A 24,245-nucleotide genomic window follows, 5' to 3' on the forward strand; every position below is an offset into this window, starting at 1 on the left:
GAGGCACCACGACCGACAGGGCATCGCCGCCAACAGCAGGTTCCTGGACGCCTGCCGCGCGTTCAACACGGGCGAAATCGACCAGGACACCCTGCACAGACGCACCGTCCAGTACGGCTTCGCCAACGTCATCGACGCCTTTCCCAACTCAGCGGCACCCCGGCGCCGGTGCGCTACGTCGATCACACCGTTGTCTGAAGCCATGTCTGTAGACATCTTTGTGCTCTATCGACCCCGGCGACCCCAAGAGAAGATCACGGCTCAGATCTCGTCGGAGCCGCATGGATTTGTATCAATCGGTTGCGACAAGTGGGTTGGGTCGGGCAGACTTTGTATCGTCCGGTTGATACAAAGGAGATGGCATGGGACCTGTGGACCCCCTTGTCCTCGCGGTGTCGCTGGTGCTGGTCGCCGGGCTCCTCGCCGTGTTGATGTCGCTGAACCGCGTGGTCTCGGTGCCGGCCGGTGGCGATCTGTCCGTGCTGCGCGTGACCGCGACCCGGCTCCTCTGGGCGCGGCTCACCGGGCTGGTGGTCGGCCTCGCCGCCTCCTGGCTCGTGTCGAGCTGGGACAGTCTTGGCCGGGGGCTGATGCTGGCCGCCCCCGTCCTGGGCATCGGCCTGTTACTGGGCACGTTGGCGGGAGAGCTCGCCGTGCCGCGTCCCCACGGACCGATCCGGGGCGCGTCGCTGGAGATCAGAAGGGCGCGTGACTACCTGCCCAGGTTCTCGGCGTGGCTGGCCGGTGTCCTCTCCCTGGTGACCGTCCTGCTGCTGGGGGCCACGTCCGTCACGGCGAGCGCCGACGACCTGGGCCGTGCGGGTCGGGTGCTGGCCATGTCCAGTCCCGACGGCATGGTGCGCAGCGCGGTCGGTCCCTGGCCCGGCTGGTTCTACGCGTGGCCCATGCTGGCCGTGCTCGCCACCGCGTTCCTGCTCTCCGCGCTGGTGGTGCACCGCGTCGTGCAGCGGGGACGTCCGGGTCTCGACGCCGCGGCGAGAGCCGTGGACGACGTGCAGCGCGCCCATACCGCCCGCGTGGTCACCGCGGCCTACGGCCTCTGCGTGGCCCTGCCACTGGCCGGTGTCGCGGTCATCGCTGCGGGAGCACTCTTCGGGCAGAGCGAGTTCGCCGACTGGGCCGTGCCCGCAGCGTTCACTCTCCTGGGGATCGCGGTCTTCGCCGCTGGCTCGGCCACCTGGTACCTGGCCGAACTGCTCTCCCATCCGACGATCAGAGCCTCATGATCGAGGTCGATGTCACCAGTCCCTCACCGCCGTACGAGCAGATCCGGGCGCAGTTCGCGGAGCTGATCAGGTGCGGGGTGCTGGCCGTCGGCACCCGGCTCCCTCCGGTCCGCCAACTCGCCGCCGACCTCGGCCTGGCGGCGGGCACGGTGGCACGGGCGTACAAGGAGCTTGAGCAGGCCGGATATGTCACCGGAAAACGCGGCGGTGGCACCCGGGTTCTGCCACAGTCCGAGCCCCAGACGGCACGGGCGGAGCTGATCAGAGACCACGCCCGCGCCTACCTCGCCGAGGTGACCCGACTCGGCGGATCCCCCGAGGAAGCGATCGTCGCCCTGTCCAACGCCGTCGCGGCCCTTCACCCAGCAGCCCCTCAAGGACCTTTCGCGAGGGCGGTCATCGCCGCGCCGACCGTTCCCGTGCGGTCTCGCGATAGTGCCGTTGCTGACATGCCCGTGAGCAGTACCGGCGGCGACGCCCGGTAGGCGCTTGGGCGAATGTGCCTGCGCAGACGGCGCAGCGACTGAGCGGTACTCCCGTTTCGTCACAGACTTCCACTGTTTCGTCACGGTCGGCCGAGGCGTTGGTACGGCGCGGCGTCGACTGAGCCGCGGCGACGAAGCTCTCGGCCGCGACCCGGCCTCGTGGGGTGTGACTCATCAGTTCGCCGTCGAGCCAGGGGCACTCGTCCACGATGTCGTCGTCGGGACATTCCAGCAGGTGCATCAGGTACGTATGAGCGTTCCGCAGCTCTTCGATCTTCTGCTCTAGCAGCCGAACCTGGCCCTTCACCGTCCTGTGCCATAGATCGTTGCGGCGGCCGATCGTGACTTCGGAGACCTGGTCGAGGGACATCACGCCGGTCACGGAGCACAGGTAGGCGAGGCCGATGCGACGGAGATCGGTCTCGCTGTAGACGCGCCGCCCGTTCACGCGTGTCGCCCTGGGGAGCACTCGCTGGGACTCCCACCACCTCAACGTGGAGGGGGCGAGGTCGTAGAGGGCCGCTGCCTTGCCGATCGAGACGCTTGCTGGATCGCTCATGTACTCCATTTGACATCAAGTCGCCTTCAAGATTCACGATGGGAGGCATGGTTAGGCATGCCTTACTTCTCCCTGCACGAGTCCGGCGGCCGGAGCGAACCGACGACGGAGGAACACGGTCTTGAGCACGACAACATCGGAACCACGCACGGACTCCGTGCCCGAACCCGCCGTGGGCACGGAGCAGGGGCCGGGTCTTGCCGAGCCGGGCGCCCTGGCGCGGCTGTTCGCCCCCATCCGGTCATATCTCATCGCATGCGGCCTGTTGTCGGCGCTCTCCTCGGGGGCGGGGATCGTGCCCTACGTCGCCGCGGCCGAGATCGCGCGGGTCACGCTCAGCACCCCGTCGGTTTCCGCCGCGGCTGTCTGGACGTGGGTGGGAATCGGGGCTGCCGGGGCCGGACTGTGGCTCGTCCTGATGGTGCAGTCCTCCCGTCTCGGGCACTACGCCGACGCCGCGATCCTGCACCACCTCCGGGTGCGGATCGTGCGTCATCTCGGCGCGTTGCCGCTGGGCTGGTTCCGTGCCTCGGGGTCGGGCCGGGTCAAGCGGGCGATGACCGGCGACCTGGAGGAGATGCACGAGGTCATCGCCCACGCCCTGGGTCAGCTCGTCGGGGCGGTCACGGTGATCGCCGTCTCCGGGGTCTATCTCTTCTCCGTCGACGTGCCGATGGCGCTGGTGGTGCTGGGTGTCCTGGGGCTGATGACCGTCAGCTACCGAGTCTCGATGCGCTCGATGGCGGCCCACGTGAACCGGCTCATCGCCGCTGAGGGGCGGATCAGCGCCGCCAGCGTCGAGTACGCAGACGGCATCCAGGTGGTCAAGGCGTTCGGCACCGGGGGCCGCGTCCTGCACCGCTTCGACGAGGCCGTGAACGAATACGCCGAAGCGTTCGCCGCCTGGGTCAACGAGGTTCGCCACAGCTCGGCGGTCACCCGGCTGCTCGGCTCGGAGATGGCCGTCCTCACGGCGGTCACGGCCGCGGGGGTGGCCTTCATAGCCCAGGGATCGCTCACCGGCGCGGAGCTGGTGGCGTTCCTGGTCGTCTCGGTCGGTCTGCCCGCCTCGATCATCCCCGCCGTGTCCGGCGCCCAGGCGGTGCGCAAGGGCCGGATGGGCGCGGCCAACATCGAACGGCTGCTCGCGCGCATGCCGCTCCCCGAGCCCGAACGGTCACGCACCCCGGACGGCCACGAGGTCGAGTTCGACCACGTGTCCTTCTCCTACGACGGGACGACCTGTGCGGTCGAAGACGTGAGCGCCGTCTGCCCGACGGGCACGGTGACCGCGATCGTGGGACCCTCCGGCGCGGGCAAGACGACCCTGACGAGCCTGCTGCCGCGCTTCTACGACGTTACCGGCGGCGCGATCCGGATCGGCGGCGTCGACATCCGCGAGATCGGATCGGCCAGGCTGCTGGCCTCGATGTCGCTGGTGTTCCAGGACGTCTCGCTGCTGCGCGACAGCGTGGCGGAGAACATCCGCATCGGCCGCCCCGGTGCCGGCGACGAAGACGTCCGCGAGGCCGCGATCGCCGCGCACATCCACGACGTGATCGAAGCACTGCCCCAGGGCTATGACACGCCGCTCGACGCGGGCGGCGGAGGTCTGTCCGGCGGCGAGCGTCAGCGCCTGACAATCGCGCGAGCGATCCTGTCCGGAGCACCGATCGTCGTGCTCGACGAGGCGACCGCCGCACTCGACCCCGACAGCGAGACCGCGGTCCAGGAGGCGCTGGCCAGGCTGGCGGTGGGCAAGACGGTGATCGTGATCGCTCACCGGCTGCACACCATCGCCGGGGCCGACCAGATCCTCGTGCTCGACAACGGACGACTGGTCGAGCGGGGCCGCCACGACGAACTGCTCACACGCGACGGCCTGTACGCGCGGATGTGGATGGCGCAAGAAGGAGTAACGGCATGATCCGCCGCCTCTACCACCTGTGGCCCGATCCGAAGCTGCTCGCCCGGCTCTGGTCGCTCACCGTGATCCAAGCGGTCCTGCAAGGTCTGCTGCTCGGCCTCCTGGTTCCGATCCTGCATGCCGTTGTACGGCAGGAGCCGGATATCGCCGCGGCGACGCCGTGGCTCGTGCTCGGCGGCATCGGGGCCGTCGTCTACGGGCTGCTGGCCATCGTCTCCGACCCGGTGGGCTACGCGGCGGGCGGTGTTCTCGCGGCACAGCTGCGCAAGCAGTTGATGCGTCACGTGAGCACCCTGCCGCTCGGCTGGTTCACCGCCGCGCACAAGGCGAGGCTCGCGCGCGCGGTGACCGCCGATGTCGGTGACGCCGCACACCTGGCCGTGGTGATCGGCAATCCGGTGATCACTTCGACGCTGTTGCCCGCCACCGTGGTCGCGATCGTGTTCGTCGCCGACTGGCGAGTAGCCGTACTGCTGTGCGTGATCGCTCTGGTCGGTTCCTGGACACTCAGGCGCGCCGCACGGGTCTCCGCCGAAGCGGAGATCGAGTTGGAGCGCGCGGCGGCTGACGTGGCCAGTCGTGCGATCGAGCTTGGCCAGGTCCAGCCCGTTCTCCGCGCGGCCGGACACGCCCACGGAACGCCCCGGATGCATGCCGCGCTCGACCGCCACCGGGACACCTACCGGGAAGGCATGGATCGCGCTCGCCGACCGTTCTTCCTCTACACCGGCGTTGTCGCGACCGGGTTCGTCGCCGTGCTCGCCCTGGTGGCGTGGCTGATGGTCAGCGAGCGCGTCGAGGTCGCCACGGCGGTTGCGCTGCTCGTGCTCGCCGCTCGCTTCCTGCAGCCGCTCGGCAATCTCATCGAGCTCATCGGGGCACTGCGCGCGATGACGAACAAGATCACCCGCATCGAGGAGTTCCTCGCCACGCCCGTGCTGCCGGTACCCGCCGAACCTGTGCGCCGAATCGTGGACCCCCACGTCGAACTCACCGGGGTCACCTTCACCTACCCCGGTGGCGAGGCGCCCGCGCTCCGCGAGGTGACGATCAGGTGCCGGGCGGGCACCACCACCGCGCTGGTCGGCCCGTCGGGTTCGGGAAAGACCACTGTCACCCGGCTCGTCGCCCGGTTCTTCGATGCCGAGGAAGGCCAGGTGCGCATCGGTGGCGTCGATGTCCGGGACCTCGACCCAGAGGTCCTGCTCAACGACATGGCGATCATCTTCCAGGACGTCTATCTCTTCGACGACACCATCGAGAACAATCTTCGCCTCGCACGACCGGAGGCGACCTGGGACGAACTCCGCGAGGTCGCCAGGGCGGCTCGACTCGACGAAGTGATCGAACGGCTTCCCGGCGGCTGGAACACCCGTGTCGGGGAGGCGGGAGCCCAACTGTCAGGGGGTGAACGTCAGCGGGTCGCGATCGCGCGGGCGATGCTCAAACAGGCCCGCATCGTGCTCGTCGACGAGGCGAGCTCCGCGCTCGACCCGGAGAACGAGGCGGCGATCACCCAGGCGATCGCGAACCTCGGTGCCGGCCGTGACCGCACCGTCATCGTGATCGCCCATCGCCCCGCGACGCTGGCATCGGCCGACCAGGTGGTGTCACTCGACGCGGGCCGGGTCGTCGAGACCGGAACCCCGGCAGAACTGCTGCGCACCGGCGGCACGTTCGCTCGCATCAGCCGGCAGTACGAACGAGCCCGGCACTGGCGCATCGGGACCGTTTCGTGAACACCGTCCGGTCCCGGTTCACTCAACCAATCTCATGAGAAGACTTCATGTTCACAGTTAATACATCGTCACGTCGCATCCGACGAAGGAGCGCGCTCGCGCTCACGGTGGCCTCGTGCGTCATCGCCATGGCCGGGTGCGGCTCTGACCCAGGTTCAACCTCTGCGGCGTCGGGTCAAGGCGCGATCGAAGTCCAGTCCTGCGGCCGCACCGTGAGCCTTGCCAAGCCCGCGGAGAGCGTGGTGGTCATCGGTGGCGGCTCGGTCGACACGCTGTTCGAGATGGGCGTCGGCGACCGCGTCGTCGGTGTCGTAGGAGTGCACGCGAAACCGGCTGAGAAGTACCGCGGGCAACTCGGTGAACTCCCCGACATCGGCGACGCGCTGCCGGGACGCGAAGCCCTGCTCGCCCTCCACCCTGACCTGGTGATCGCCGAGCAGGGACGGACTCTGTCGGGCGACGGAGGGACGCCCACGACAGAGCAGTTGGAGGAAGCCGGCATCGCGGTCTACATCGCGAACAGTGGCTGCGAGAAGAACTCGGCGACCAACAAGGTCAGCGACGTGTTCGGCGAGATCAAGAACATGGGCGCACTGCTGGGCGTTTCCGATGGCGCGAAGACCCTCAACGAGCGCCTCCAGAAGGTGCTCGATGACGTCGCCAAACGGGTCGATGGCAGAAAGCCCGTCAAAGTCGCGGGGGTCACGCTGATCGGGTCGGATCTGTGGGTCAACACGGGCGGGTTGGACGTGGACATCGCCGAACTCGCGGGCGGATCCAACAGCCTGTTCGACGATCCGAGCGAGGAGTTCAAGATCCTGAGCAAGGAGGAGATCACCGCCGCCAACCCGGAGGCGATCCTGTTCTTCCCCTCGACGACCACCAACGATCCGGTCGGCTTCGTCCAGCAGACATTCCCAACTACTGACGCGGTGAAGAACGACCGGATTCTCATCGTGAATCCCGACACCGCCGCGAGGACGGGCGTCCGACCGGTGTACGAGGTGGAAGAGTTCGCGCGCTTCCTGCATCCCGAAGCCTTCAAACAGGAGTGAGCCGTGCGTCCACGCTCTGACCGTGTACCGGTCACGAACGCGGCGAAGGCGACCACCCTGTGGGGCGTCGTGTCAGTCCTCTGCGTGGTGCTGGTCGCCATGGGAGCGTTCGGTATCGCGTTCGGCGCGGTCAACATCGACCTGGGGACCGTGGCCGACGTGATCTGGAACCGCCTCCTCGGCGGCTCACAGCACATCGGCGGCGTGAACGACCAGATCGTCTGGAACCTGCGCACGCCTCGCGTGCTGCTCGCTGCCGCTGTCGGGGCGGGCCTGGCGCTTGTCGGCACGGTCCTGCAGGCGACCGTGCGTAATCCACTCGCCGACCCCTACGTCCTCGGTGTCTCAGCGGGCGCCGGGCTCATGGCCTCGATCACCATCACGTACGGCGCGGCGGCCCTGGCCGGTCTGCCGACCTCGACGACGGCGTTCGCCGGTGCCCTCATGGCGACCGTCGCCGTGCTCTGGCTGGGCCAGCGGGGCGGGCGATACTCGCCCACCCGCCTGGTCCTGGCCGGAGTCACGCTGTCCTACCTGTTCACCGGACTGACCAGTTTCGTGATCTTCCGCTCGGCGGATCCTGACAAGACGCGATCGGTGATGTTCTGGCTGCTCGGCTCCCTCGGACAGGCCAAGTGGTCAAATATCGCGATTCCCACAACGGTGGTGGTGGTCGGATGCGGCTATCTCCTCCTCCAAACCCGCGCGCTGAACGCGATGGTGCTCGGGGACGAGGCCGCGCTCTCCCTTGGCTTCCCCGTCCACCGGCTCCGATGGAAGTTCCTCATCAGCACCTCACTCATGACCGGAGTCCTCGTCGCCCTCGTCGGTGGCATCGGATTCGTGGGCCTCGTCATCCCGCACCTCGTCCGGATCATCGTCGGCCCCGACCATCGCCGGGTGCTTCCGATCGCCGTCCTCGTCGGGGCGATCTATCTCATCGCGGTCGATCTGCTGTGCCGCATCGTCATCAGCCCCGAGGAACTGCCGATCGGCATCGTCACCTCCGTGCTCGGTGCGCCATTGTTCCTGTGGCTGCTACGACGTAAAGGGGCCGAGCGGTGACACGACTCCAACTGGCCGGCGTCAGCGTCGAACTCGGGGGAGTGCCGATCGTCACCGAGTGCGATCTTGAGGTCGGCGACAACGAACGCGTCGGGCTCGTTGGTCCGAACGGCAGCGGGAAGAGCACACTGCTGCGCACCGTCTTCCGCGCGGTCGATCCCGTCGCCGGTCGGGTCGCGCTCGACGGCGACGACGTACGGTCCCTCAGCCAACGACAGATCGCGCGTCGTGCCGCCCTCGTGCACCAGGAACCGGTCACCGATTTCGACTTCACCGTCGAGGACATCGTGGCGCTCGGCCGCGCGCCCTGGCAGGGACCGTTCGACCGCACCGGCCCAGCCGACCACGACGCCGTCATGAACGCCCTCGCACGTGTCAATCTCCTCGACTACCGATCACGCCAGATCGGCACCCTGTCAGGTGGCGAGAAACAGCGCGTCCTCGTCGCCCGGGCCATCGCACAGGACAGCCCCCTGCTTCTGCTCGACGAGCCGACCAACCACCTCGACATCCACGCCGCCCTCGATCTCCTCGAACTCGTCCGGACACTCGAACGCACAACCCTGTGCGTGCTGCACGACCTCAACTTCGCCGCGAGCTACTGCGACCGCCTCTACGTCCTCAAAGCAGGCCGCGTCGTCGCGGGCGGCCCCCCGGCGGATGTACTCAGCCCCGAACTGGTCAGAGACATCTTCGGCGTCGAATGCACACACCTGACCCACCCCACCACCGGCCAACTCCTTCTAGCCTTCTCACCAACACCCCCACGAACCCCCGACCCGGCGAGCGGCAACGTGCCCCTGGGAGAGAAAATGAAGAGCCGAGTCGGCCAGTGAGCTCATCCCAGATGTACGGCGCGCACATGCTCACCCGCGCCGACGCGACCCTTGTCGGCGAGATCGATCACCCAACTCATGCCACCATTCCCAAGACCGTTCTCCTGAGGGAACCCCGCGGTCCATATCTGAAATGCCTGTCGAGATCCACGAGGGTGTTGTTCGGGTCGAAGAGCGTCAACCATCGCATGGCGGCTGATGCTAGGAAGAGCCTCTTGCAGGGCTGAGAATCCGCGATGGAATGATTCCCTCTCTCGTTGTGACGGTGACGAGAAGGGCGTGGAACGGCTGGCTGACGTTGGGGGAGCGGCGATGTCGAAACCGCGTGGGCGGCGGTTGCCTGTATGGGTGAGCGGCGCTTTAGCTCTTGCGATCATGGTCGTTGCATGGTCCGTCCTGCAGCCGATCTGGTCCGGTGTCACAGGCAAGGCCGAAGAGGAAGTTGTCTGGGTCGACTCCTCGACGCGCGAGGCGCTCATCGAGGTCGCTGACCGTTTTCTGGAGACGGATTCTGATCGTGTTGGAAACTATGTGCTGGCCAGTGACAGGCCGGATCTGAATCCGCGGGTGTTCTGCCACGAGGAATTCGTAGAGGTACGTCGGAAGGGCTCTGACCTACTGCTCGGGATTGTGGCCGCGTGCGAGGAACTCGCCCGTTCCGGGACCCTGCTCGTTGGCGGTAGCGGGTACCGGACCTCGCTTCTTCTGACCGTGGAGTCGGCCGACGGGCGCTTGGCCGTACGGCAGGTGAAGGAGCCTCTGGACGGTGACCTGAACACCCCTTCGGTCCGTGAGATGTTCTCCTTCTGGGGCGCGCCGCGGGCATTGAGGCTGGAGGCCACCGGTTCGGACATGCACGATGTGGTCAGAGAAGCGGCCTGTGAGGTCTTTGGCCTGCCCTCGGACACCGATGTCACGTACACCCTCGACCTGAAGAGCCTTCCCACTCCAGGTTCGTAGCCCTTGACCGGGCTCCTACAGGGCTTCGTGATGGTCGCGAGCTCGGGAGGCTCCGGCATACTGATGGCTCACCGAGCCAGAGACGCCATCATCATCAAGTGCGTATTCCGCAACCACTGACACAGGGCGGCCTGTGGCCGTTCAGAAATATGATCATGGATGCCCCAGGCCGAGGGCGTATCCACTGACAGGAAGAGTGCCCCCGGCATGATTCGAACATGCGACACCCGCTTTAGGAGAGCGGTGCTCTATCCCCTGAGCTACGGAGGCAGGGACTCTCCTTAAGAGTAGCGAAAGTGTGGAGTGGATGTGCGCTCGGAGGGGGAGTTGGGGGCGATCGCTGGGTTATCGGTTCGCTGAGCTGCGGTAAAGGGGCGGCAAGTGGGTGAGTGTCGCCGGAGTGGCGACGTTTAGTGTCGCACTCCGTGACTGAGCGGCAACGGAAGCGGATCGGCGGGCATCGGGCGTTACGGCCGTTCGTGCTGTGCGGGGCGATGCTGGCGCCCGCGCTTCTGGCGGTAGGTCTGCTGGTGGCGGAGCTCGCTGGCTACCGGGCTGCCGCTCGTGGGATCGCCGCGGGGGCGCAGTTCCGTGGCGGGCCGTCGCCCTACGACCCTCGTGCTCAGGGCATCGGTGAGGGTTTTGAGGGGTTCGGTGTACGGCCTGCCTTTCGGGAGTTGGGTGAGGTTGGTAAACCCTCGGGGCTCGGTGAGGACTGTGTTCTCGCTGAGGCTCCTGTTCGCGGTCTCCGGGAGACCTACGCGGAGGAAACGGGGGCGATGGGGCTTGGGGTCTGGGGGGTGACGGAGGAGGCGGGGGACGGTGCTTCGGAACCGGCGATCGCCCTGGTGCCCATCACGATCGCGCCGATACGGAACATCGTGCGAGTGTCCGAGGTCGCCCCTTCGACCGCGTCCGCGCGGCCGGGAACCGTCTCGGCGAGCATGGTCCTGGAGCCGAAGGTCGTCCCGCCTCCGTATCGGCCTGTCCGTGTCTACGGGAGACAGGTGCCCCCGGTGGTCGTCACGAGGACGCGGCCCTCGGTGGTCGCCGCGCCGCCTCCTGTGATCAGGAGGGAGCGTCCGGCTCCACCCGCGCAACGGCCTGTACGGAGACCTCCGCGTCCCGAACCGGTGAGTGACGCGTTCGGATGCCCCAAGGAGTGGCGGGACACCTGGTTGTGGGAGGTCTGTAGGGAGCGGATGCGGAGCGAGGCCTGAGACGCCAGAGTGCCAAATGGGGTGTTTGGCGCATATCAGCTGTAGTGAGTCTGACCCAGGCACTTGGTTGGCTGTAGTAACGTGCGTGCCTGACCCAGGTCACGAGTTCGCAAACGGAGGGGTCGAACGTGCCACCTCGTCGATCAGCGGGCCTGATCGTCGTCGTCGCGACGATGTCTTCCCTCGTCCCGGGGGTGGCTGTCGCGAATCCGACGCAGACGAAGGCTCAGCCGGTCGCCGCCGGTCAGTCGACCAACCTCGCGAAAAGAACGCAGGTCACCCCTACCGGAACCCTTCGCGAACCCATCAACCTCACCGAACTGCGGCGTGAGGCGGAGAAGGCCGCCAAGGAGCTGGAGGACGCGACAAAGGCGCTTGAGCAGAGACGCGCCAAGATCCAGGCTTCGGAGAAGGAACTGGCCGCCAAGCTCCGCGAACTGCAGGCCGCGGAGAAGGCCTTCGCGGAGGTACGGCAGCCGCTGTCGGATCTGATCGGTCAGCTCTACCAGCACCCCATCGGGGGTGACGCTCTCTTCTTCCTGTCCGGTGACGCCGACGGCTCCACCCTCAGGGCCCTGGCCGACGTCAACCAGATCACCGCCGAACGCAGCCAGGTCCTGGACGACGGGGCCCGTCTGCAGGCGGAGAAGGAACGCCTGGCAGGGGAGGCCCAGGAGCTGAGGGCGGGCAACCTCCTGGCCGAAGCCCAGATGAACGCCGAGATCCAGACCCTCAGGGAGCGCTCCTCCAAGATCGTGAAATCACTGACGCAGGCGTTGGTGAAGCTGGGGGTCAAGGTCAACAGGTCGGGCAATCCCGTGGGAGGGTGCGATCCGACGAGGGCGACCTCGCTGGGTGACTTCCCCAACGGCCTGATTCCCAAGGCCTATCTCTGTCCGCTCCAGCAGCAGGGCAACCAGTTGCGGGCCGACGCGGCGCTGGCGTTCATCAGTCTGAACGAGGCCTATCGGCGGAAATTCGGCAAGCCCATGTGCGTGACGGACAGCTATCGGAGTCTCGCCGAGCAGCAGTCGGTCTACTACCGCAGGCCTGGATTCGCCGCGGTGCCCGGCCGTAGCAACCACGGTCTCGGCCTTGCCGTGGACCTGTGCGGGGGCGTGGAGCGGTTCCGGTCGATCGAGTTCAACTGGCTGGAAGCCAACAGCAAGCAATATGGATGGATGCACCCGAAGTGGGCGTATGTTAGTCCCTTCGAGCCTTGGCACTGGGAGTACGACCCGAAACTCGGTTCACTGCTGTAGACCGTGACACGAGGGCATGACGTGTCTTCGTGATCAGAGGACGGGGGTGACCTGGGCGGTGCACTGGGAGCATCGGGCGGCGGCCCTGGGGATCTCGGAGAGGCATTCCGGACAGTCACGCATGACGCTCTCCTCCTGCCTGGCGAACCTGGAGGAGATCTTCTCGTAGGGGCGGACGACGAGGAAGTAGATGACCGCCGCCACCATCAGGAACGAGATCAGGGCGTTGAGGAAGAGGCCGTACTTGATCTCGCCCCCGCCGATACGCAGGGTGAGCGCGGAGAAGTCGGGACGACCGCCGATGGCGGCTATGAACGGCGTGAGGATGTCGCTGACGAAGGAGTTCACGATCGCCGTGAAGGCGGCGCCGATGACCACCGCGACGGCGAGGTCGACCACGTTGCCGCGCAACAGGAAGTTCTTGAATCCGTTGATCATGGTTCCCCCTCGTCCATGCTCTCAGCCGGTATTCATATCGCTACTTTAGGCATCTGTCACATTACTCTACGTGAGGATTGATGGTGATCGACAGGCGGCCACTCGCCTGGGCGGATGCCAGCTCGGCGGCCTGTGCCGAGGAGGTGGCCAGCACGACGAGCGCGCCCTGGTCCGCCTCGCCTCCGGGTGTGGCCAGCACGGTGACCCCCTCGGCCACGGTCCGCGCCGGGGCGGAGCCGTCCCAGGAGGAAGGAGCGGCGAGCACGTTCACGATGTCACCGGGGGAGAGCAGACGGGCCGTCTGAGGGTCGGCGACCCGGATGGGAGCGGCGACCGTCCCCGGCCCCCGGGCGGTCAGCAGGCCGGGGCCGAGAAGGCGGACGTTCGTCAGCGGTTCCCCACGCCGCACGGGACCGGTCAGGACCTTTCCGGCGATCGGCGCACCGGGTCTCAGCGCACCGTCAGGGACGGTCTCGGGCCGCATGGCGACCGTCTTCAGGTCGGATGCCCTCAGCGCCCCTCCGGGAAGATCTCTGGCCGCGGTGAGCACGGCCACCGACGCGCTGTCGGGCCGTAGCCCGATCAGGGCACAGGCCATCGCCGACGCGGCGACGAAGGTCGCGATGATCCGGTGACGACGCCCTCCGAAGCGGCGCGCGATGTCCCGGCTCCGGGTGGAGGCGGCGGGAGGGGAGGGGGCGCGTGGCTGGGCGGAGGAACCGGTCAGATCACGGAGGACGCGCATGTCTGACTCCAGAGGTGGTTGGGACGAGGCGGAGAGGAGTTTTGTGGCATGCCGAAGGCGGGTGCGCTGTGGGAAAGGCAGCCCTCATGCTGGGTGGTCGGGGCTTCGGCCGGGTTTCGCCGTACGGCAGGCCCGGCGTGGGAGAGCCGGGGGCCTGCCGTAGGAGATCTTGGTCAGCCGGGGAGCTCGAAGGGGAGAGTCAGGCCTTTCAGGGTGGTGGGGCAGGGGCAGGTGCGCTCTTCCGGCAGGGCCGTGACGACGTCGGCGACCAGGGAGCGCATCCGGTTGATGTTGGTGGCGAAGAAGGCCAGGACCTCCTCGTGGGTGACCCCCTCGCCCACCTCGACACCGGCGTCGTGGTCGGTGACCAGGGACAGCGTGGTGTAGCACATGGCCAGCTCGCGGGCGAGGATCGCCTCGGGAGAGCCGGTCATGCCGACGATCGTCCAGCCGTTCGAGGTGAACCAGCGGGACTCGGCGCGGGTGGAGAAGCGGGGGCCTTCGATGACAACCAGCGTGCCGTCCTCGGCCAGCTCCCACCCGGCGGAGCGGGCGGTCCCGATGGCCGCCGCGCGGCCCGAGGGGCAGTAGGGGTCGGCGAAGGTGACGTGGACGACGCCACCGTTGTCGTAGTAGGTCTGCGTGCGGCCCATGGTGCGGTCGACGAGCTGGTCGGGGACGACCAGGGTGCCGGGGCCGAGCTCGGGCCGCAGTGAGCCGACCGCGCTGGGAGCCAGGACCTGGCGGACCCCCAGGGAGCGCAGTGCCCACAGGTTGGCGCGGTAGGGGATGAGGTGGGGGGCGAAACGGTGGTCGCGGCCGTGCCTGGGCAGGAAGGCGACCGACCGTGACCCGATCCGCCCGACGGTGATGACGTCGCTGGGTGGGCCGTACGGGGTGGCTACCTCGATCTCTGCCGCGTCGTCGAGCAGAGAGTAGAAGCCCGAGCCGCCGATGACTCCGATGTCCGCTTTGGTGACCATGGCGCCGAGATTAGCGTCATCGACGAACCGCTGAGGAGGCCCATGGGGGTCCTGTGGATAACTGGGGAACGGCGAAACCTCCCTGTGGAAAACTGGGCCACGATTTCGGACAACCAGGTCACGCCCCGCGAAACCCACCGTGGAGAGGCCCACGAACCGACTGTGGAGAGGCCCACCAACCTGTCACGGGGAAACCCGTGAAACCCACCAGGAAACGATCACGGCCCTCGGTGGGAGCAAGCCGTACGAAAGCCGCACGAAAGCCAGCCGAACCCCCAGCAGAACCAGCGCCACGGAAACGGCCGCGTGAAGCCAGCCGTACGAAGCCAGGCTAAGCCGTACAAAACCCTAAATAGCCCAATAAATCCGCAACAAAACAGGGCCCCACACGACAGAGGCCGCCCTGGGTAGAGGAACAGGGGGCATCGGTGATGAGGGGGACGGGGCATGGGGGTCGCGCGCCGTATGGGGGCGGGAGTGGGGCTCGTCATCGGGGCGCTCATGCTGGGCATGTTGCTCGCGGCCCTCGACCAGACGATCGTCGCCACCGCGCTGCCGACGATCGTGGCCGATCTCGGCGGCCTCGGGGAGCTGTCCTGGGTGGTCACCGCCTACATGCTGGCCTCGACGGTCTCCACGCCGTTGTGGGGCAAACTCGGCGACCAGTACGGCAGGAAGGGGCTCTTCCAGGCCGCCATCGTCATCTTCCTCATCGGCTCCGCGCTGTGCGGTCTGTCGCGGAACATGGGGCAGCTGATCGGCTTCCGCGCCCTGCAGGGGCTCGGCGGGGGCGGGCTCATGGTGCTGGCGCAGGCGATCGTCGGGGATGTCGTGCCCGCCAGGGAACGCGGGAGATACCAGGGGTTCTTCGGGGCGGTCTTCGCCGTCTCCAGCGTCGCGGGGCCGCTGCTCGGCGGCCTGTTCGTCGATCACCTGTCCTGGCACTGGGTCTTCTACGTCAATCTTCCGGTCGGAGCCGTGGCGTTCGCCGTGATCTCCTCCGCGCTGCCCCAGGACACCGACCGGACCCGCCACGTCATCGACCATCTCGGCATCGTCCTGCTGGGCGCCGCGGCGGCCTGTCTGGTGCTGGTGGCGACCTGGGGCGGCACCGTCTACCCCTGGACCGATCCGGTCGTCATCGGTCTGGTGCTGGTCGCGGTGCTGCTGCTGGTGCTCTGGTGGCGGGTGGAGAACCGGGCGGCGGAACCCGTGCTGCCGCCCCATCTGTTCCGGTCGAGGGCCTTCGTCGTGGCATCGCTGATCGGCTTCGCCGTGGGGTTCGCGATGTTCGGCTCGCTCACCTACATGCCGCTGTTCCTGCAGGTCGTGCAGGGGGTCTCGCCCACGTGGTCCGGCATTCACCTGCTGCCGATGATGGCCGGGATGCTGGTGACCTCGATCATCAGTGGCCAGGTCATCACCAGGACCGGCAAGTACAAGATCTTCCCCATCGTGGGCGGCGCGGTCACCACGCTCGGGCTCTATCTGCTCTCCCACGTCCGCGAGGACATCCCGGTCCTCGAACTGAGCGTCTACCTGCTCGTGCTGGGCGTCGGCATCGGCATGGTGATGCAGGTGCTGGTGATCGTGGTGCAGAACGCCGTGGGCTTCGAGGACCTGGGGGTAGCCACCTCGGGGGTCACCTTCTTCCGCTCCATCGGCGGCTCCTTCGGCGTGGCCGTCGCCGGGACCGTCTTCACCTCACGACTCACCGACGATCTCGTACGGCTCTCGCGGACCGTACGGCTCCCGCCGGGGGTCGCCACGGCGGTCCAGTCGGACCCCACGGCCGTCAGGAGACTGGAACCGGAGGCCATGGCCGCCTTCCTGACGGCCTACTCGGACGCGATCGCCAGGGTGTTCCTCTACACGGCCCCCGTGGCGCTCGTGGCCTTCGCCGCGGCCTGGCTGCTTCCCGAGGTGCCGCTCCGCGAGACCACCAGGCCCGTGGACCTGGGGGAGTGCTACGGCGCGGTGTCCACGCAGCGCTCCTCGTTGCGCGAGGTCGAACGCGGCCTGTGGCGGCTGGCCGACGCGGACATGCGCCGGGACTACTACCGCCGTCTCGGGAAGGCGGCCCGTCTCGACCTGCCACCGGGCTCGGTATGGCTGATCGCCAGGCTGGGCACCGGGGGCGGCCAGGCGAGCACAGAGCTGGCGGAGCGGGCCGGGGTGACGGTCGAGGAGGGCAGGCCGTACGCGGACCTGCTCGTCACGCGGGGGCTGGCCCGCCGTACGGACGGCGGCGGGCGCCTTGAACTGACCCCGGCCGGTGAGCGGGTGGCCGGGGTGCTTGTCGCCGAGGCCCGTGAGGGACTGCGGCGGATGATCGACGACTGGGACCCCGCGCGGCATCCAGGGCTCCGCGAACTGCTGGACAGGCTGCCCCACGAGATGCTCGGCTCAGCCTCGGACCGCCCCCACGGGGCGTGAGGTCAGGAGGCCGGGGCGCTCGCGGCGGCCGCGGGCTTGGTCTCGCTGGGCTTCGACTCACCGGACTTCGACTCGCCCGAGGAACCCGAGGAACCGGACGTGGAGGACGTGTTCGAGCTCACCGTGCTGGACGAGGAGGACCTGCTGTCGGTCCGGTAGAAACCGGAGCCCTTGAACACGATGCCGACCGCGGAGAACACCTTGCGCAGCTCACCGGCGCAGGTCGGGCACTCGGTGAGCGCGTCGTCTGAGAACTTCTGGACGATGTCGAACTCGTTGCCGCATGCGCTGCAGGCGTACTGGTAGGTGGGCACCGTTCCTCCTCCTTCGATCCGCGCCGATTGGCACTCTACTGACGCGACTGCTAATGATAGGCAGCCGACAAGCATAAACGCGAGTCGGATCTGTCGCATTCCGGGTAGGAATGGATGGATCAGCTCCCCAGCTCGCCGAACCAGCCCGCCAGCTTGCCTCGGCGGCTGATCGCCTTCATCCTGCGTTCGACCGTGTCCCTGCACGTCGCGGTCGTCACGATCAGGAGTTGGTCGTCGATCCTGATCCTCGTCGAGTCCGAGGGAACGAACGTTCTGCCGTCCCTGACGATCAGTGTGACCTGGGCGTCGGTCGGCAGCCTGAGCTCGAAGATCTCCACACCCTGGAGCTTGGAGGTCGGCGGAACCTTGATCTGCAGCAGGTCGGCGTTGAGCTCCTCAAGGGGCGCCGACTCGACCTCCAGGTCGCGTGCCTCGTCCGGCGTCGACAGGCCCAGGGCCTTGGCGACGAAGGGCAGCGTCGGCCCCTGCACCAGTGTGTAGACGACGACGATCACGAAGACCTCGTTGAACACGAGCTTCGCGGTGCCGTTGTGCACCGAGTTCGTGGCCCAGGGGATGGTCGCCAGCACGATGGGAACCGCGCCGCGCAGACCCGCCCAGGACAGGAAGGCCTGTTCCCGCCAGTTCAGCCGGTCGATCTGCGCGGTCCTGACGATCAGGGCGGAGATCACGATCGAGAGCGGCCTGGCGACGGCGACCAGGATCAGTCCGGCGACCAGGCCGGGGACGATCGCCGCGGGCATCTCCGAGGGGCTGGCAAGCATGCCGAGCATGACGAACAGGCCGATCTGGGCCAGCCAGGCGACGCCCTCGGCGAAACCCCTCGACGAGGCGCGGTGGGGCATCCGGGAGTTGCCCATGACCAGGGTGGCCAGATAGACCGCGAGGAAGCCGCTGCCGTGCAGGAGCACGGCGCCCGCGTAGGCGACGAACGCCAGCGCGAGCACCGCGATCGGATAGAGGCCGGAGACCGGGAGCGCGATGCGGCGCAGCGCGTAGACACCGAGCGGCCCGACCCCCAGGCCGACGACCGCTCCGACGGCCAGCTCCACGAGGACCATGAGCAGTGCCTCGCCCAGGCTGGGGGAGGTGGCGGCGCTCAGCAGCACGACCGCGATGACGGTCGGCGCGTCGTTGAATCCGGACTCGGCCTCCAGGATGCCCGCCAGGCGGGTGGGCAGCGGCAGGCGGCGCAGCACCGAGAACACGGCCGCCGCGTCGGTCGAGGCGAGGACAGCGCCGAGCAGCAGCGCGGTCTGCCATTCCATACCGAGCAGGGCGTGCACCGAGGCCGCGACGGCGGCGATGCTCACCCCGACCCCGACGGTCGCGAGCACGAGCGCGGTGGGAATGGACCGTTTTACATGGCTCCAGTTGGTGGTCAGACCACCTTCGGCCAGGATGACCGCCAGGGCGATCAGGCCCATCTGCTGGGCGAGCACCGGGTTCTCGAACTGGAGCCCGAAGCCGGACTCGCCGAGGAGCAGTCCGAAACCAAGGAAGATCAGAAGACTGGGAAGTCCGCTGCGGTGGGCGACCCGTACGGCGACGATCGCCGCGATGACGACACCCGCTCCGAGAAGCAGCCAGACATCCAATCCCATCTGGCCCCCTCTCTAACTCTTGGGACCATTGTGTCGTATTGGACGGAGTCGTTAGGCACGTCCGGGGACAATTCGGGTGATTCCATCCGGTTGCGCCACGTAGCGAACCGGGATGTCGTGCGGCTCCCCGGGGATGCCTTCCCGCAGCTCACCGTCGTAGAGCAGGGCGACCGTCGGCACATTCGGACCGACCCTCGCCAGGGCTCTGTCGTAGGAGCCGCCGCCGCGGCCGAGCCGTACGCCCGTGGAGCGGTCTACCGCGAGAGCGGGCACGATCACCAGCGCCGCGGTCCTTACGGCGTCCACGCCACGCCGGACGTCGACCGGCTCCATGATCCCGAAACGCCCGGGGGCGAGGGTGTCGGGACCGTCGTAGACCGCCCAGTCGAGATCGTCGTCCTCGCGCAGCACCGGCAGCATCACGGTGGTCCCGTGCTTCCACAGCGCCAGGACGAGCCCGTGCGTCGAGGGCTCGGAGCCGATCGACCAGTAGCACGCGACCAGCCCCGCCATCTGGACCCACGGCTGTTCGAGCAGCGCCTCTCGCGTCATGACGGAGGCGGTGTGCCTGTCGTCCTCGGACACCGCGGCGCGCGCGGCCCCGATCGCCGACCGCAGCCTCGGCTTGTCCACAACCCCTCCACTATCGTTTTCGTATGGCCGACTTCGATCTCGTGACCAAAGCCGTCGTCCCTGCCGCGGGCCTGGGCACCCGCTTCCTACCGGCGACCAAGGCGACTCCCAAGGAGATGTTGCCGATCGTCGACAAGCCCGCAATCCAGTATGTCGTCGAGGAGGCGGTCTCCGCCGGACTGCTCGACGTCCTCATGGTCACCGGCAAGAACAAGCGCTCCATCGAGGACCACTTCGATCGAGCCATCGAGCTGGAGGAAGTCCTGGAAGCCAAGGGTGACGACGAGCGGCTCTCGCAGGTGCGCGAGCCCGCCGACCTCGCCACCCTCCACTACGTACGGCAGGGCGAGCCGAGGGGTCTCGGTCACGCGGTGCTGTGCGCCAAACAGCACGTCGGCGACCACCCCTTCGCCTGTCTGCTCGGCGACGACCTGATCGACTACCGCGACGAACTGCTCAAGCGCATGATCGAAGTCCGCCAGGCCCGTGGCGGCAGCGTCATCGCCCTGATGGAGGTCCCCAAGGAGCAGGTCTCCCTGTACGGCTGCGCCGCCATCGAGCCGACCGACGAGGACGACGTGGTCCGCGTCACCGACCTCGTCGAGAAGCCACCGGCCGACGAGGCCCCGTCCAACTGGGCGATCATCGGCCGCTACGTGATCGACCCGGCCGTCTTCGAGGTTCTTGAGAACACCCCGCCCGGCAGGGGGAACGAGATCCAGCTCACCGACGCCCTGCGCACCCTGGCCGGCCGTGGCGGCGACGAGGGCGGCCCGGTGCACGGCGTGCTGTTCCGGGGACGCCGCTACGACACGGGCAACAAGCTCGACTATCTGCGCACGGTGGTCCAGTTCGCCGCCGACCGCCCCGACCTGGCGCCCGAGTTCGTGCCCTGGCTCAAGGAGTTCCTGGCCAACCGATGACCTTCACACGATCGGTCGAGAAGCACCTCGCCGACATCCTGCTCGCCGTACGGCCGACGGCACCGAGGGAGACCGGCCTTCAAGAGACGCTGGGCACGGTCCTGGCCGAGGAGGTCACCTCTCCCGTCGCGCTGCCGCCCTTCGCGAACTCGGCCATGGACGGCTACGCCGTACGGGCGCGTGACGTCGCCGAGGTTCCGGTGAGACTGCCGGTGACCGGCGACGTCGCGGCGGGCGAGGCCGGACGGCCGGTCGTCGCGCCGGGTACGGCCATGCGCATCATGACCGGCGCCCCCCTGCCAGAGGGCGCCGACGCCGTCATACCGGTCGAATGGACGGACGGCGGTACGGAACAGGTCGAGATCGGGCGTTCCGCCCCCGAGGGGAACGCGATCCGCCAGGCGGGCGAGGACGTCAGGGCCGGTGACGTCGTGCTGCGGGAGGGGACGCTCATCGGCCCCGCCCAGCTCGGCATCCTGGCCGGTGTCGGCCGCGCCCACGCACTGGTACGGCCCCGCCCCCGGGTGGTGGTCATCTCGACCGGCGCCGAGCTGGCCGAGCCGGGCACACCGCTGGCGCCGGGGCAGATCTGGGAGTCCAACAGCTACGCCCTGGCCGCCGCGGTGCGGCAGGCGGGTGGCGAGGGTTACCGGGCCGGGATCACCGCCGACGACGCCGGGAGCTTCCTCGACCAGCTCAACGCCCACCTTCCCGGGGTCGACGCCGTGATCACCAGCGGCGGAGTCTCGATGGGGGCCTACGAGCCGGTCAAGGAGGCCTTCGGCGGTCTCGACACCTTCCGTTTCGAGCGGGTCGCGATGCAGCCGGGCATGCCCCAGGGCTTCGGCCTCGTGGGGGAGAACCAGGTCCCGGTCTTCGCCCTGCCGGGCAACCCGGTGTCGTCGTTCGTGTCGTTCGTCCTGTTCGTCGCTCCGGCGCTGCGGAAGATGCGGGGGCTGACGCCGGAGTCCCCGCCCGCCGTACGGGCCGTGACCGGTGTCCCGCTCCGCTCGCCCGCGGGCAGGCGCTCCTACCTGCGCGCCGTACTCACCGGAGAGTCCGTCACCCCGGTGAGCCGGCAGGGCTCCCACCAGCTCGCCGCGCTGGCCTCGGCGAACGCGTTGATCGTGGTCAACGAGGACGTCACCGCCGTGCCAGAGGGAACGGAAGTCGAGGTCATCCCGCTATGAGTGGCTTCACGCACATCGACGAAACCGGCGCGGCGCGCATGGTGGACGTCTCGGCCAAGGACGTCACGGTCCGTACGGCCCGCGCCACCGGCAGGGTGCTGCTGGCCGAACAGGCCGTCGCCCTGCTGCGGTCGGGGGAGGTGCCCAAGGGTGACGCGCTGGGCACCGCGCGGATCGCGGGCATCATGGGGGCCAAACGCACCCCCGACCTGGTCCCGCTCTGCCACCCGATCGCGCTGCACGGGGTGAAGGTCGAGCTGGCCGTCGCCGACGACGGGGTGGACATCGTCGCCCTGGTCAGGACGGCGGACCGGACCGGCGTCGAGATGGAGGCGCTGACCGCCGTCTCGGTCGCCGCCCTCACGTTGATCGACATGGTCAAGGCGGTCGATCCGGCGGCCGTGATCACCGACGTCCGGGTCGAGGAGAAGACCGGCGGCAAGACGGGAACCTGGACCAGGCCATGAGAGCTTTGGTGATCACCGCCTCCACTCGGGCCTCTGCCGGGATATACGACGACAAATCAGGAAAGCTCCTGGCGGAGCTGCTCGCCGAGGCCGGGTGCCAGGTGGACGGCCCACGCGTCGTCCCCGACGGGGAGGCGGTCGAGGAGGCTCTGCGCGCGGGGGTCGCCGCCGACTACGACGTGATCGTCACCACCGGCGGCACCGGCCTGACCCCCGCCGACCTGACCCCCGAGATGACCGCCCGCGTGCTCGACCGCGAGATCCCCGGCATAGCCGAGGCCGTACGGCAGGCCAACCGTGACCGGGTGCCCACCTCGATCCTGTCCAGGGGGCTCGCGGGACAGGCCGCCCACACCCTGGTCGTCAACCTCCCCGGCTCCTCGGGAGGGGTCCGCGACGGCATGGCGGTGCTCGCGCCGATCCTCGCGCACGCGGTCGACCAGATCAGGGGTGGCGACCACTCCCGCTGACGCCGCTCCTCCGCCCCCGCTGACAGGCCCAGAGACTCCATGGCACGTCGGCGCGTCTTGGGGGGATGATGGGAAGCGTGGATCGACTTCGTGGCTGGCCGGTGACCCTGACGGAGGGCCCGGTGGGACTCCGGCCGCTGCGCCTGCGAGACGTTCGTGTCTGGCGCGAGACGCGGCTGCGCAACGCCGGCTGGCTGCGCCCCTGGGAGCCGAGCAATCCCGAGACCCCGCTGTTCCGGACCGGTCTCGGCCCCTATGTCTCGATGGCGGGCACGCTGCGCAGGGAGGCCAGGCAGGGGCTCGCCCTGCCCTGGGTGATGACCTACCGTGGCGCCTTCGCCGGTCAGCTCACCATCGGCGCCATCGTCTGGGGCTCGGCCAGGTCGGCCCAGATCGGCTACTGGATCGACGGCGCCCTCGCGGGCCGGGGCATCACCCCGACCGCCGTCGCGATGGCCGTCGACTACTGCTTCTTCACGACCGGTCTGCATAGAGTTGAGGCAAATATCCGCCCGGAAAATCACGCGAGCCGCAGGGTGGTTGAAAAGCTGGGGTTTAGGGAAGAAGGCATAAGACGGCGCCAGCTGCACATAGATGGCGCTTGGCGCGACCACATTTGTTACGCACTCACGGTCGAAGACGCACCGAGGGGTTTGCTGGTGCGTTGGCGCAGGGCCCGGGAGTCGGCGCCCCACGGTGGCCCTCCCCATGAAGAGGCTTGAAGATCTCGCGACACACCGCACTGAATACTCGTCAAATAGTGACACGCGGTCTTACTGTGCGTGACGTGAGCACATTGGAGACGCCAAGGGACCCCAGGCGTTTTCATGCTGCCCGGAGGTGGCCGTGAGCAGCGTTCTCCTGTACCTGGCCATTGTCGTCATGTGGTTGTGCGTGCTCGTGCCCATGTGGCTGCGCCGCGACCGGGTCACCTTCACCGAGCTCACCGAGGACGCCGAGCCGTACGCCCAGGACGAGGAGGAGCAGCCGTCAGAGGACTCGATCGAGACGCAGCGTGACATCGTCCTCCCTTCGGCTCCGGTCTCCCGGGAGGCTGTGCCGGTGGAGACGGAAGCACCCCAGGTGCCTCCCGCCCCGCCCACCCGGCCGGTACGGCGCGCCGCCGCCGAGCGCAGGCGGGCGGAGCTGCGCGGCCGGGCCAGACGGGTCGCCAAACGCAGACGGCTGACCCTGTGGTGCGTTCTGCTGGTCGTCGCCTCAACGGTGACGGCCTCTGTCCGGCTCATCCCCTGGTGGGGCGTGGGGCCCTCCGTGGCCCTTCTCGGGCTCTATCTGGTGATCCTCCGGAGCGCGGGACGGCTCGACGCCCAGCGCCGTCAGGCGATGGCCCGGGCACGCATGGAACGGATCAGGCGCGCCCGCAGGCGGGCCGAACTCGAAGCACGGCGCCCGGTCGCCGAGATCATCGACCTGTCGGCCCACCGCGACGAGATCTTCGACCAGTACGCCGAGCCGAACCGCCGCGCGGTCGGAGACTGATCCCACCCCTCGCTGCGCGGATGGCGCGAGCGCCTCCGGATGTTTGCTAATCTAGGGGACGTCTTCGGGGATGTAGCGCAGTCCGGTAGCGCACTTCGTTCGCATCGAAGGGGTCAGGGGTTCGAATCCCCTCATCTCCACCTAAGTCAGAGGCCGCTTCCGAGAG

Annotated in this window: 24 protein-coding genes and 2 tRNA genes; 17 read left to right on the plus strand and 9 right to left on the minus strand. The window is 68.2% G+C overall.

Translation table 11 applies throughout. From position 1 onward, the window contains the following. Positions 1-362 precede the first annotated feature (362 nt). Together FHS44_RS23800 and FHS44_RS23805 are read left to right on the plus strand one after the other, a co-directional pair. A complete protein-coding gene (locus tag FHS44_RS23800; RefSeq protein ID WP_184718293.1) occupies positions 363-1,247 on the plus strand; it encodes a hypothetical protein in 885 nt (294 codons plus the stop codon). Next, the gene (locus tag FHS44_RS23805) at positions 1,244-1,732 is read left to right on the plus strand and encodes a GntR family transcriptional regulator (protein WP_184718295.1); all 489 of its coding nucleotides are present in this window, start codon (positions 1,244-1,246) and stop codon (positions 1,730-1,732) included. The genes FHS44_RS23800 and FHS44_RS23805 overlap by 4 nt, the downstream gene beginning before the upstream one ends. Here the strand turns inward: FHS44_RS23805 and FHS44_RS23810 are convergent. Beyond that, positions 1,644-2,300, minus strand: a complete 657-nt coding sequence (locus FHS44_RS23810) for a helix-turn-helix domain-containing protein (RefSeq protein WP_312863784.1) — start codon at positions 2,298-2,300, stop codon at positions 1,644-1,646. The genes FHS44_RS23805 and FHS44_RS23810 overlap by 89 nt on opposite strands. Positions 2,301-2,412: 112 nt before the next feature. On the opposite strand from FHS44_RS23810, the gene FHS44_RS23815 reads away from it, so the two are divergent. From FHS44_RS23815 to FHS44_RS23840, 6 genes are all read left to right on the plus strand, one after another. After that, positions 2,413-4,218, plus strand: coding sequence for an ABC transporter ATP-binding protein (locus FHS44_RS23815; protein ID WP_221461208.1), 1,806 nt, complete (start codon positions 2,413-2,415; stop codon positions 4,216-4,218). Further along, entirely contained in the window at positions 4,215-5,957 is a 1,743-nt protein-coding gene (locus FHS44_RS23820; protein WP_184718299.1) for an ABC transporter ATP-binding protein, read from the plus strand. The genes FHS44_RS23815 and FHS44_RS23820 overlap by 4 nt, the downstream gene beginning before the upstream one ends. A 47-nt stretch (positions 5,958-6,004) precedes the next feature. Next, positions 6,005-7,012 (plus strand): ABC transporter substrate-binding protein, encoded by a 1,008-nt coding sequence (locus tag FHS44_RS23825; protein WP_221461209.1) that lies wholly within the window; start codon positions 6,005-6,007, stop codon positions 7,010-7,012. 3 nt (positions 7,013-7,015) lie between these two features. Beyond that, complete coding sequence (locus FHS44_RS23830; RefSeq protein WP_221461210.1) at positions 7,016-8,077, plus strand: FecCD family ABC transporter permease; 1,062 nt, start codon at positions 7,016-7,018, stop codon at positions 8,075-8,077. Continuing rightward, positions 8,074-8,913: an ABC transporter ATP-binding protein gene (locus FHS44_RS23835; RefSeq protein ID WP_184718303.1), complete on the plus strand. Its 840-nt coding sequence runs from the start codon at positions 8,074-8,076 to the stop codon at positions 8,911-8,913. The genes FHS44_RS23830 and FHS44_RS23835 overlap by 4 nt, the downstream gene beginning before the upstream one ends. Before the next feature lie 348 nt (positions 8,914-9,261). Then, on the plus strand, positions 9,262-9,873 hold the full coding sequence (locus FHS44_RS23840; RefSeq protein WP_184718305.1) for a hypothetical protein: 612 nt from the start codon (positions 9,262-9,264) through the stop codon (positions 9,871-9,873). Positions 9,874-10,070: 197 nt separating this feature from the next. Here the strand turns inward: FHS44_RS23840 and FHS44_RS23845 are convergent. Together FHS44_RS23845 and FHS44_RS23850 are read right to left on the minus strand one after the other, a co-directional pair. Continuing rightward, a tRNA-Arg gene (locus FHS44_RS23845) sits at positions 10,071-10,143 on the minus strand. A 487-nt stretch (positions 10,144-10,630) separates the two neighbouring features. Then, entirely contained in the window at positions 10,631-10,819 is a 189-nt protein-coding gene (locus FHS44_RS23850) for a hypothetical protein (RefSeq protein WP_184718307.1), read from the minus strand. Positions 10,820-11,221: 402 nt separating this feature from the next. On the opposite strand from FHS44_RS23850, the gene FHS44_RS23855 reads away from it, so the two are divergent. Continuing rightward, positions 11,222-12,355: a D-alanyl-D-alanine carboxypeptidase family protein gene (locus tag FHS44_RS23855; protein WP_312863785.1), complete on the plus strand. Its 1,134-nt coding sequence runs from the start codon at positions 11,222-11,224 to the stop codon at positions 12,353-12,355. A 33-nt stretch (positions 12,356-12,388) separates the two neighbouring features. Here the strand turns inward: FHS44_RS23855 and mscL are convergent, their stop codons facing one another. From mscL to FHS44_RS23870, 3 genes are all read right to left on the minus strand, one after another. Further along, a complete protein-coding gene (gene mscL / locus FHS44_RS23860; RefSeq protein WP_184718310.1) occupies positions 12,389-12,793 on the minus strand; it encodes a large conductance mechanosensitive channel protein MscL in 405 nt (134 codons plus the stop codon). 61 nt (positions 12,794-12,854) lie between these two features. Further along, positions 12,855-13,538, minus strand: a complete 684-nt coding sequence (gene cpaB / locus FHS44_RS23865) for a Flp pilus assembly protein CpaB (protein WP_184718312.1) — start codon at positions 13,536-13,538, stop codon at positions 12,855-12,857. Positions 13,539-13,711: 173 nt separating this feature from the next. Further along, positions 13,712-14,521, minus strand: coding sequence for an S-methyl-5'-thioadenosine phosphorylase (locus tag FHS44_RS23870; RefSeq protein ID WP_184718314.1), 810 nt, complete (start codon positions 14,519-14,521; stop codon positions 13,712-13,714). A gap of 447 nt (positions 14,522-14,968) precedes the next feature. Between FHS44_RS23870 and FHS44_RS23875 the strand changes: the two genes are divergently transcribed. Beyond that, positions 14,969-16,957 carry an MFS transporter gene (locus FHS44_RS23875; RefSeq protein WP_184718316.1) on the plus strand — a complete coding sequence of 663 codons (1,989 nt, stop codon included), beginning with the start codon at positions 14,969-14,971 and terminating at the stop codon, positions 16,955-16,957. Between the two features lie 2 nt (positions 16,958-16,959). On the opposite strand, the gene FHS44_RS23880 is transcribed toward FHS44_RS23875, so the two are convergent. The 3 genes from FHS44_RS23880 to FHS44_RS23890 form a co-directional block, all read right to left on the minus strand. Further along, positions 16,960-17,271: an FmdB family zinc ribbon protein gene (locus FHS44_RS23880; protein ID WP_184718318.1), complete on the minus strand. Its 312-nt coding sequence runs from the start codon at positions 17,269-17,271 to the stop codon at positions 16,960-16,962. 119 nt (positions 17,272-17,390) lie between these two features. Further along, entirely contained in the window at positions 17,391-18,896 is a 1,506-nt protein-coding gene (locus FHS44_RS23885; RefSeq protein ID WP_184718320.1) for a potassium/proton antiporter, read from the minus strand. A 51-nt stretch (positions 18,897-18,947) separates the two neighbouring features. Continuing rightward, positions 18,948-19,529 carry a 5-formyltetrahydrofolate cyclo-ligase gene (locus FHS44_RS23890; RefSeq protein WP_184718322.1) on the minus strand — a complete coding sequence of 194 codons (582 nt, stop codon included), beginning with the start codon at positions 19,527-19,529 and terminating at the stop codon, positions 18,948-18,950. A gap of 23 nt (positions 19,530-19,552) precedes the next feature. Here FHS44_RS23890 and galU point away from each other — a divergent pair, with 23 nt between their 5' ends. The 7 genes from galU to FHS44_RS23925 all read left to right on the plus strand — a co-directional run bounded on the left by galU (position 19,553) and on the right by FHS44_RS23925 (position 24,219). Beyond that, positions 19,553-20,452, plus strand: coding sequence for a UTP--glucose-1-phosphate uridylyltransferase GalU (gene galU, locus FHS44_RS23895; RefSeq protein ID WP_184718324.1), 900 nt, complete (start codon positions 19,553-19,555; stop codon positions 20,450-20,452). Beyond that, a complete protein-coding gene (glp, locus tag FHS44_RS23900) occupies positions 20,449-21,642 on the plus strand; it encodes a molybdotransferase-like divisome protein Glp (protein WP_184718326.1) in 1,194 nt (397 codons plus the stop codon). The genes galU and glp overlap by 4 nt, the downstream gene beginning before the upstream one ends. Then, positions 21,639-22,109, plus strand: a complete 471-nt coding sequence (moaC, locus tag FHS44_RS23905) for a cyclic pyranopterin monophosphate synthase MoaC (RefSeq protein ID WP_184718327.1) — start codon at positions 21,639-21,641, stop codon at positions 22,107-22,109. Before glp ends, moaC begins: the two co-directional genes overlap by 4 nt. Next, on the plus strand, positions 22,106-22,579 hold the full coding sequence (locus FHS44_RS23910) for a MogA/MoaB family molybdenum cofactor biosynthesis protein (protein ID WP_184718329.1): 474 nt from the start codon (positions 22,106-22,108) through the stop codon (positions 22,577-22,579). The genes moaC and FHS44_RS23910 overlap by 4 nt, the downstream gene beginning before the upstream one ends. Before the next feature lie 68 nt (positions 22,580-22,647). Beyond that, complete coding sequence (locus FHS44_RS23915; protein WP_184718932.1) at positions 22,648-23,301, plus strand: GNAT family N-acetyltransferase; 654 nt, start codon at positions 22,648-22,650, stop codon at positions 23,299-23,301. A gap of 124 nt (positions 23,302-23,425) precedes the next feature. Next, positions 23,426-24,079 carry a divisome protein SepX/GlpR gene (gene sepX / locus FHS44_RS23920; RefSeq protein ID WP_184718331.1) on the plus strand — a complete coding sequence of 218 codons (654 nt, stop codon included), beginning with the start codon at positions 23,426-23,428 and terminating at the stop codon, positions 24,077-24,079. Positions 24,080-24,145: 66 nt separating this feature from the next. Beyond that, positions 24,146-24,219: transfer RNA gene (locus tag FHS44_RS23925), tRNA-Ala, on the plus strand. Positions 24,220-24,245 lie beyond the last annotated feature (26 nt).

The sequence above is a fragment of the Streptosporangium saharense genome (assembly GCF_014203715.1).
GTDB lineage: Bacteria > Actinomycetota > Actinomycetes > Streptosporangiales > Streptosporangiaceae > Streptosporangium > Streptosporangium saharense.

Bases quoted from the DNA above. Each gene is read 5' to 3' on its own strand.
- FHS44_RS23800 (WP_184718293.1), top strand. From the start codon at position 363: ATGGGACCTGTGGACCCCCTTGTCCTCGCGGTGTCGCTGGTGCTGGTC.
- FHS44_RS23820 (WP_184718299.1), top strand. From the start codon at position 4,215: ATGATCCGCCGCCTCTACCACCTGTGGCCCGATCCGAAGCTGCTCGCC.
- glp (WP_184718326.1), top strand. From the start codon at position 20,449: ATGACCTTCACACGATCGGTCGAGAAGCACCTCGCCGACATCCTGCTC.
- moaC (WP_184718327.1), top strand. From the start codon at position 21,639: ATGAGTGGCTTCACGCACATCGACGAAACCGGCGCGGCGCGCATGGTG.
- galU (WP_184718324.1), top strand. From the start codon at position 19,553: ATGGCCGACTTCGATCTCGTGACCAAAGCCGTCGTCCCTGCCGCGGGC.
- FHS44_RS23870 (WP_184718314.1), bottom strand. From the start codon at position 14,521: ATGGTCACCAAAGCGGACATCGGAGTCATCGGCGGCTCGGGCTTCTAC.
- FHS44_RS23910 (WP_184718329.1), top strand. From the start codon at position 22,106: ATGAGAGCTTTGGTGATCACCGCCTCCACTCGGGCCTCTGCCGGGATA.
- mscL (WP_184718310.1), bottom strand. From the start codon at position 12,793: ATGATCAACGGATTCAAGAACTTCCTGTTGCGCGGCAACGTGGTCGAC.
- FHS44_RS23805 (WP_184718295.1), top strand. From the start codon at position 1,244: ATGATCGAGGTCGATGTCACCAGTCCCTCACCGCCGTACGAGCAGATC.
- FHS44_RS23825 (WP_221461209.1), top strand. From the start codon at position 6,005: ATGTTCACAGTTAATACATCGTCACGTCGCATCCGACGAAGGAGCGCG.
- cpaB (WP_184718312.1), bottom strand. From the start codon at position 13,538: ATGCGCGTCCTCCGTGATCTGACCGGTTCCTCCGCCCAGCCACGCGCC.
- FHS44_RS23885 (WP_184718320.1), bottom strand. From the start codon at position 18,896: ATGGGATTGGATGTCTGGCTGCTTCTCGGAGCGGGTGTCGTCATCGCG.
- FHS44_RS23915 (WP_184718932.1), top strand. From the start codon at position 22,648: ATGGGAAGCGTGGATCGACTTCGTGGCTGGCCGGTGACCCTGACGGAG.
- FHS44_RS23810 (WP_312863784.1), bottom strand. From the start codon at position 2,300: ATGGAGTACATGAGCGATCCAGCAAGCGTCTCGATCGGCAAGGCAGCG.
- FHS44_RS23875 (WP_184718316.1), top strand. From the start codon at position 14,969: ATGGGGGTCGCGCGCCGTATGGGGGCGGGAGTGGGGCTCGTCATCGGG.
- FHS44_RS23850 (WP_184718307.1), bottom strand. From the start codon at position 10,819: ATGCTCGCCGAGACGGTTCCCGGCCGCGCGGACGCGGTCGAAGGGGCG.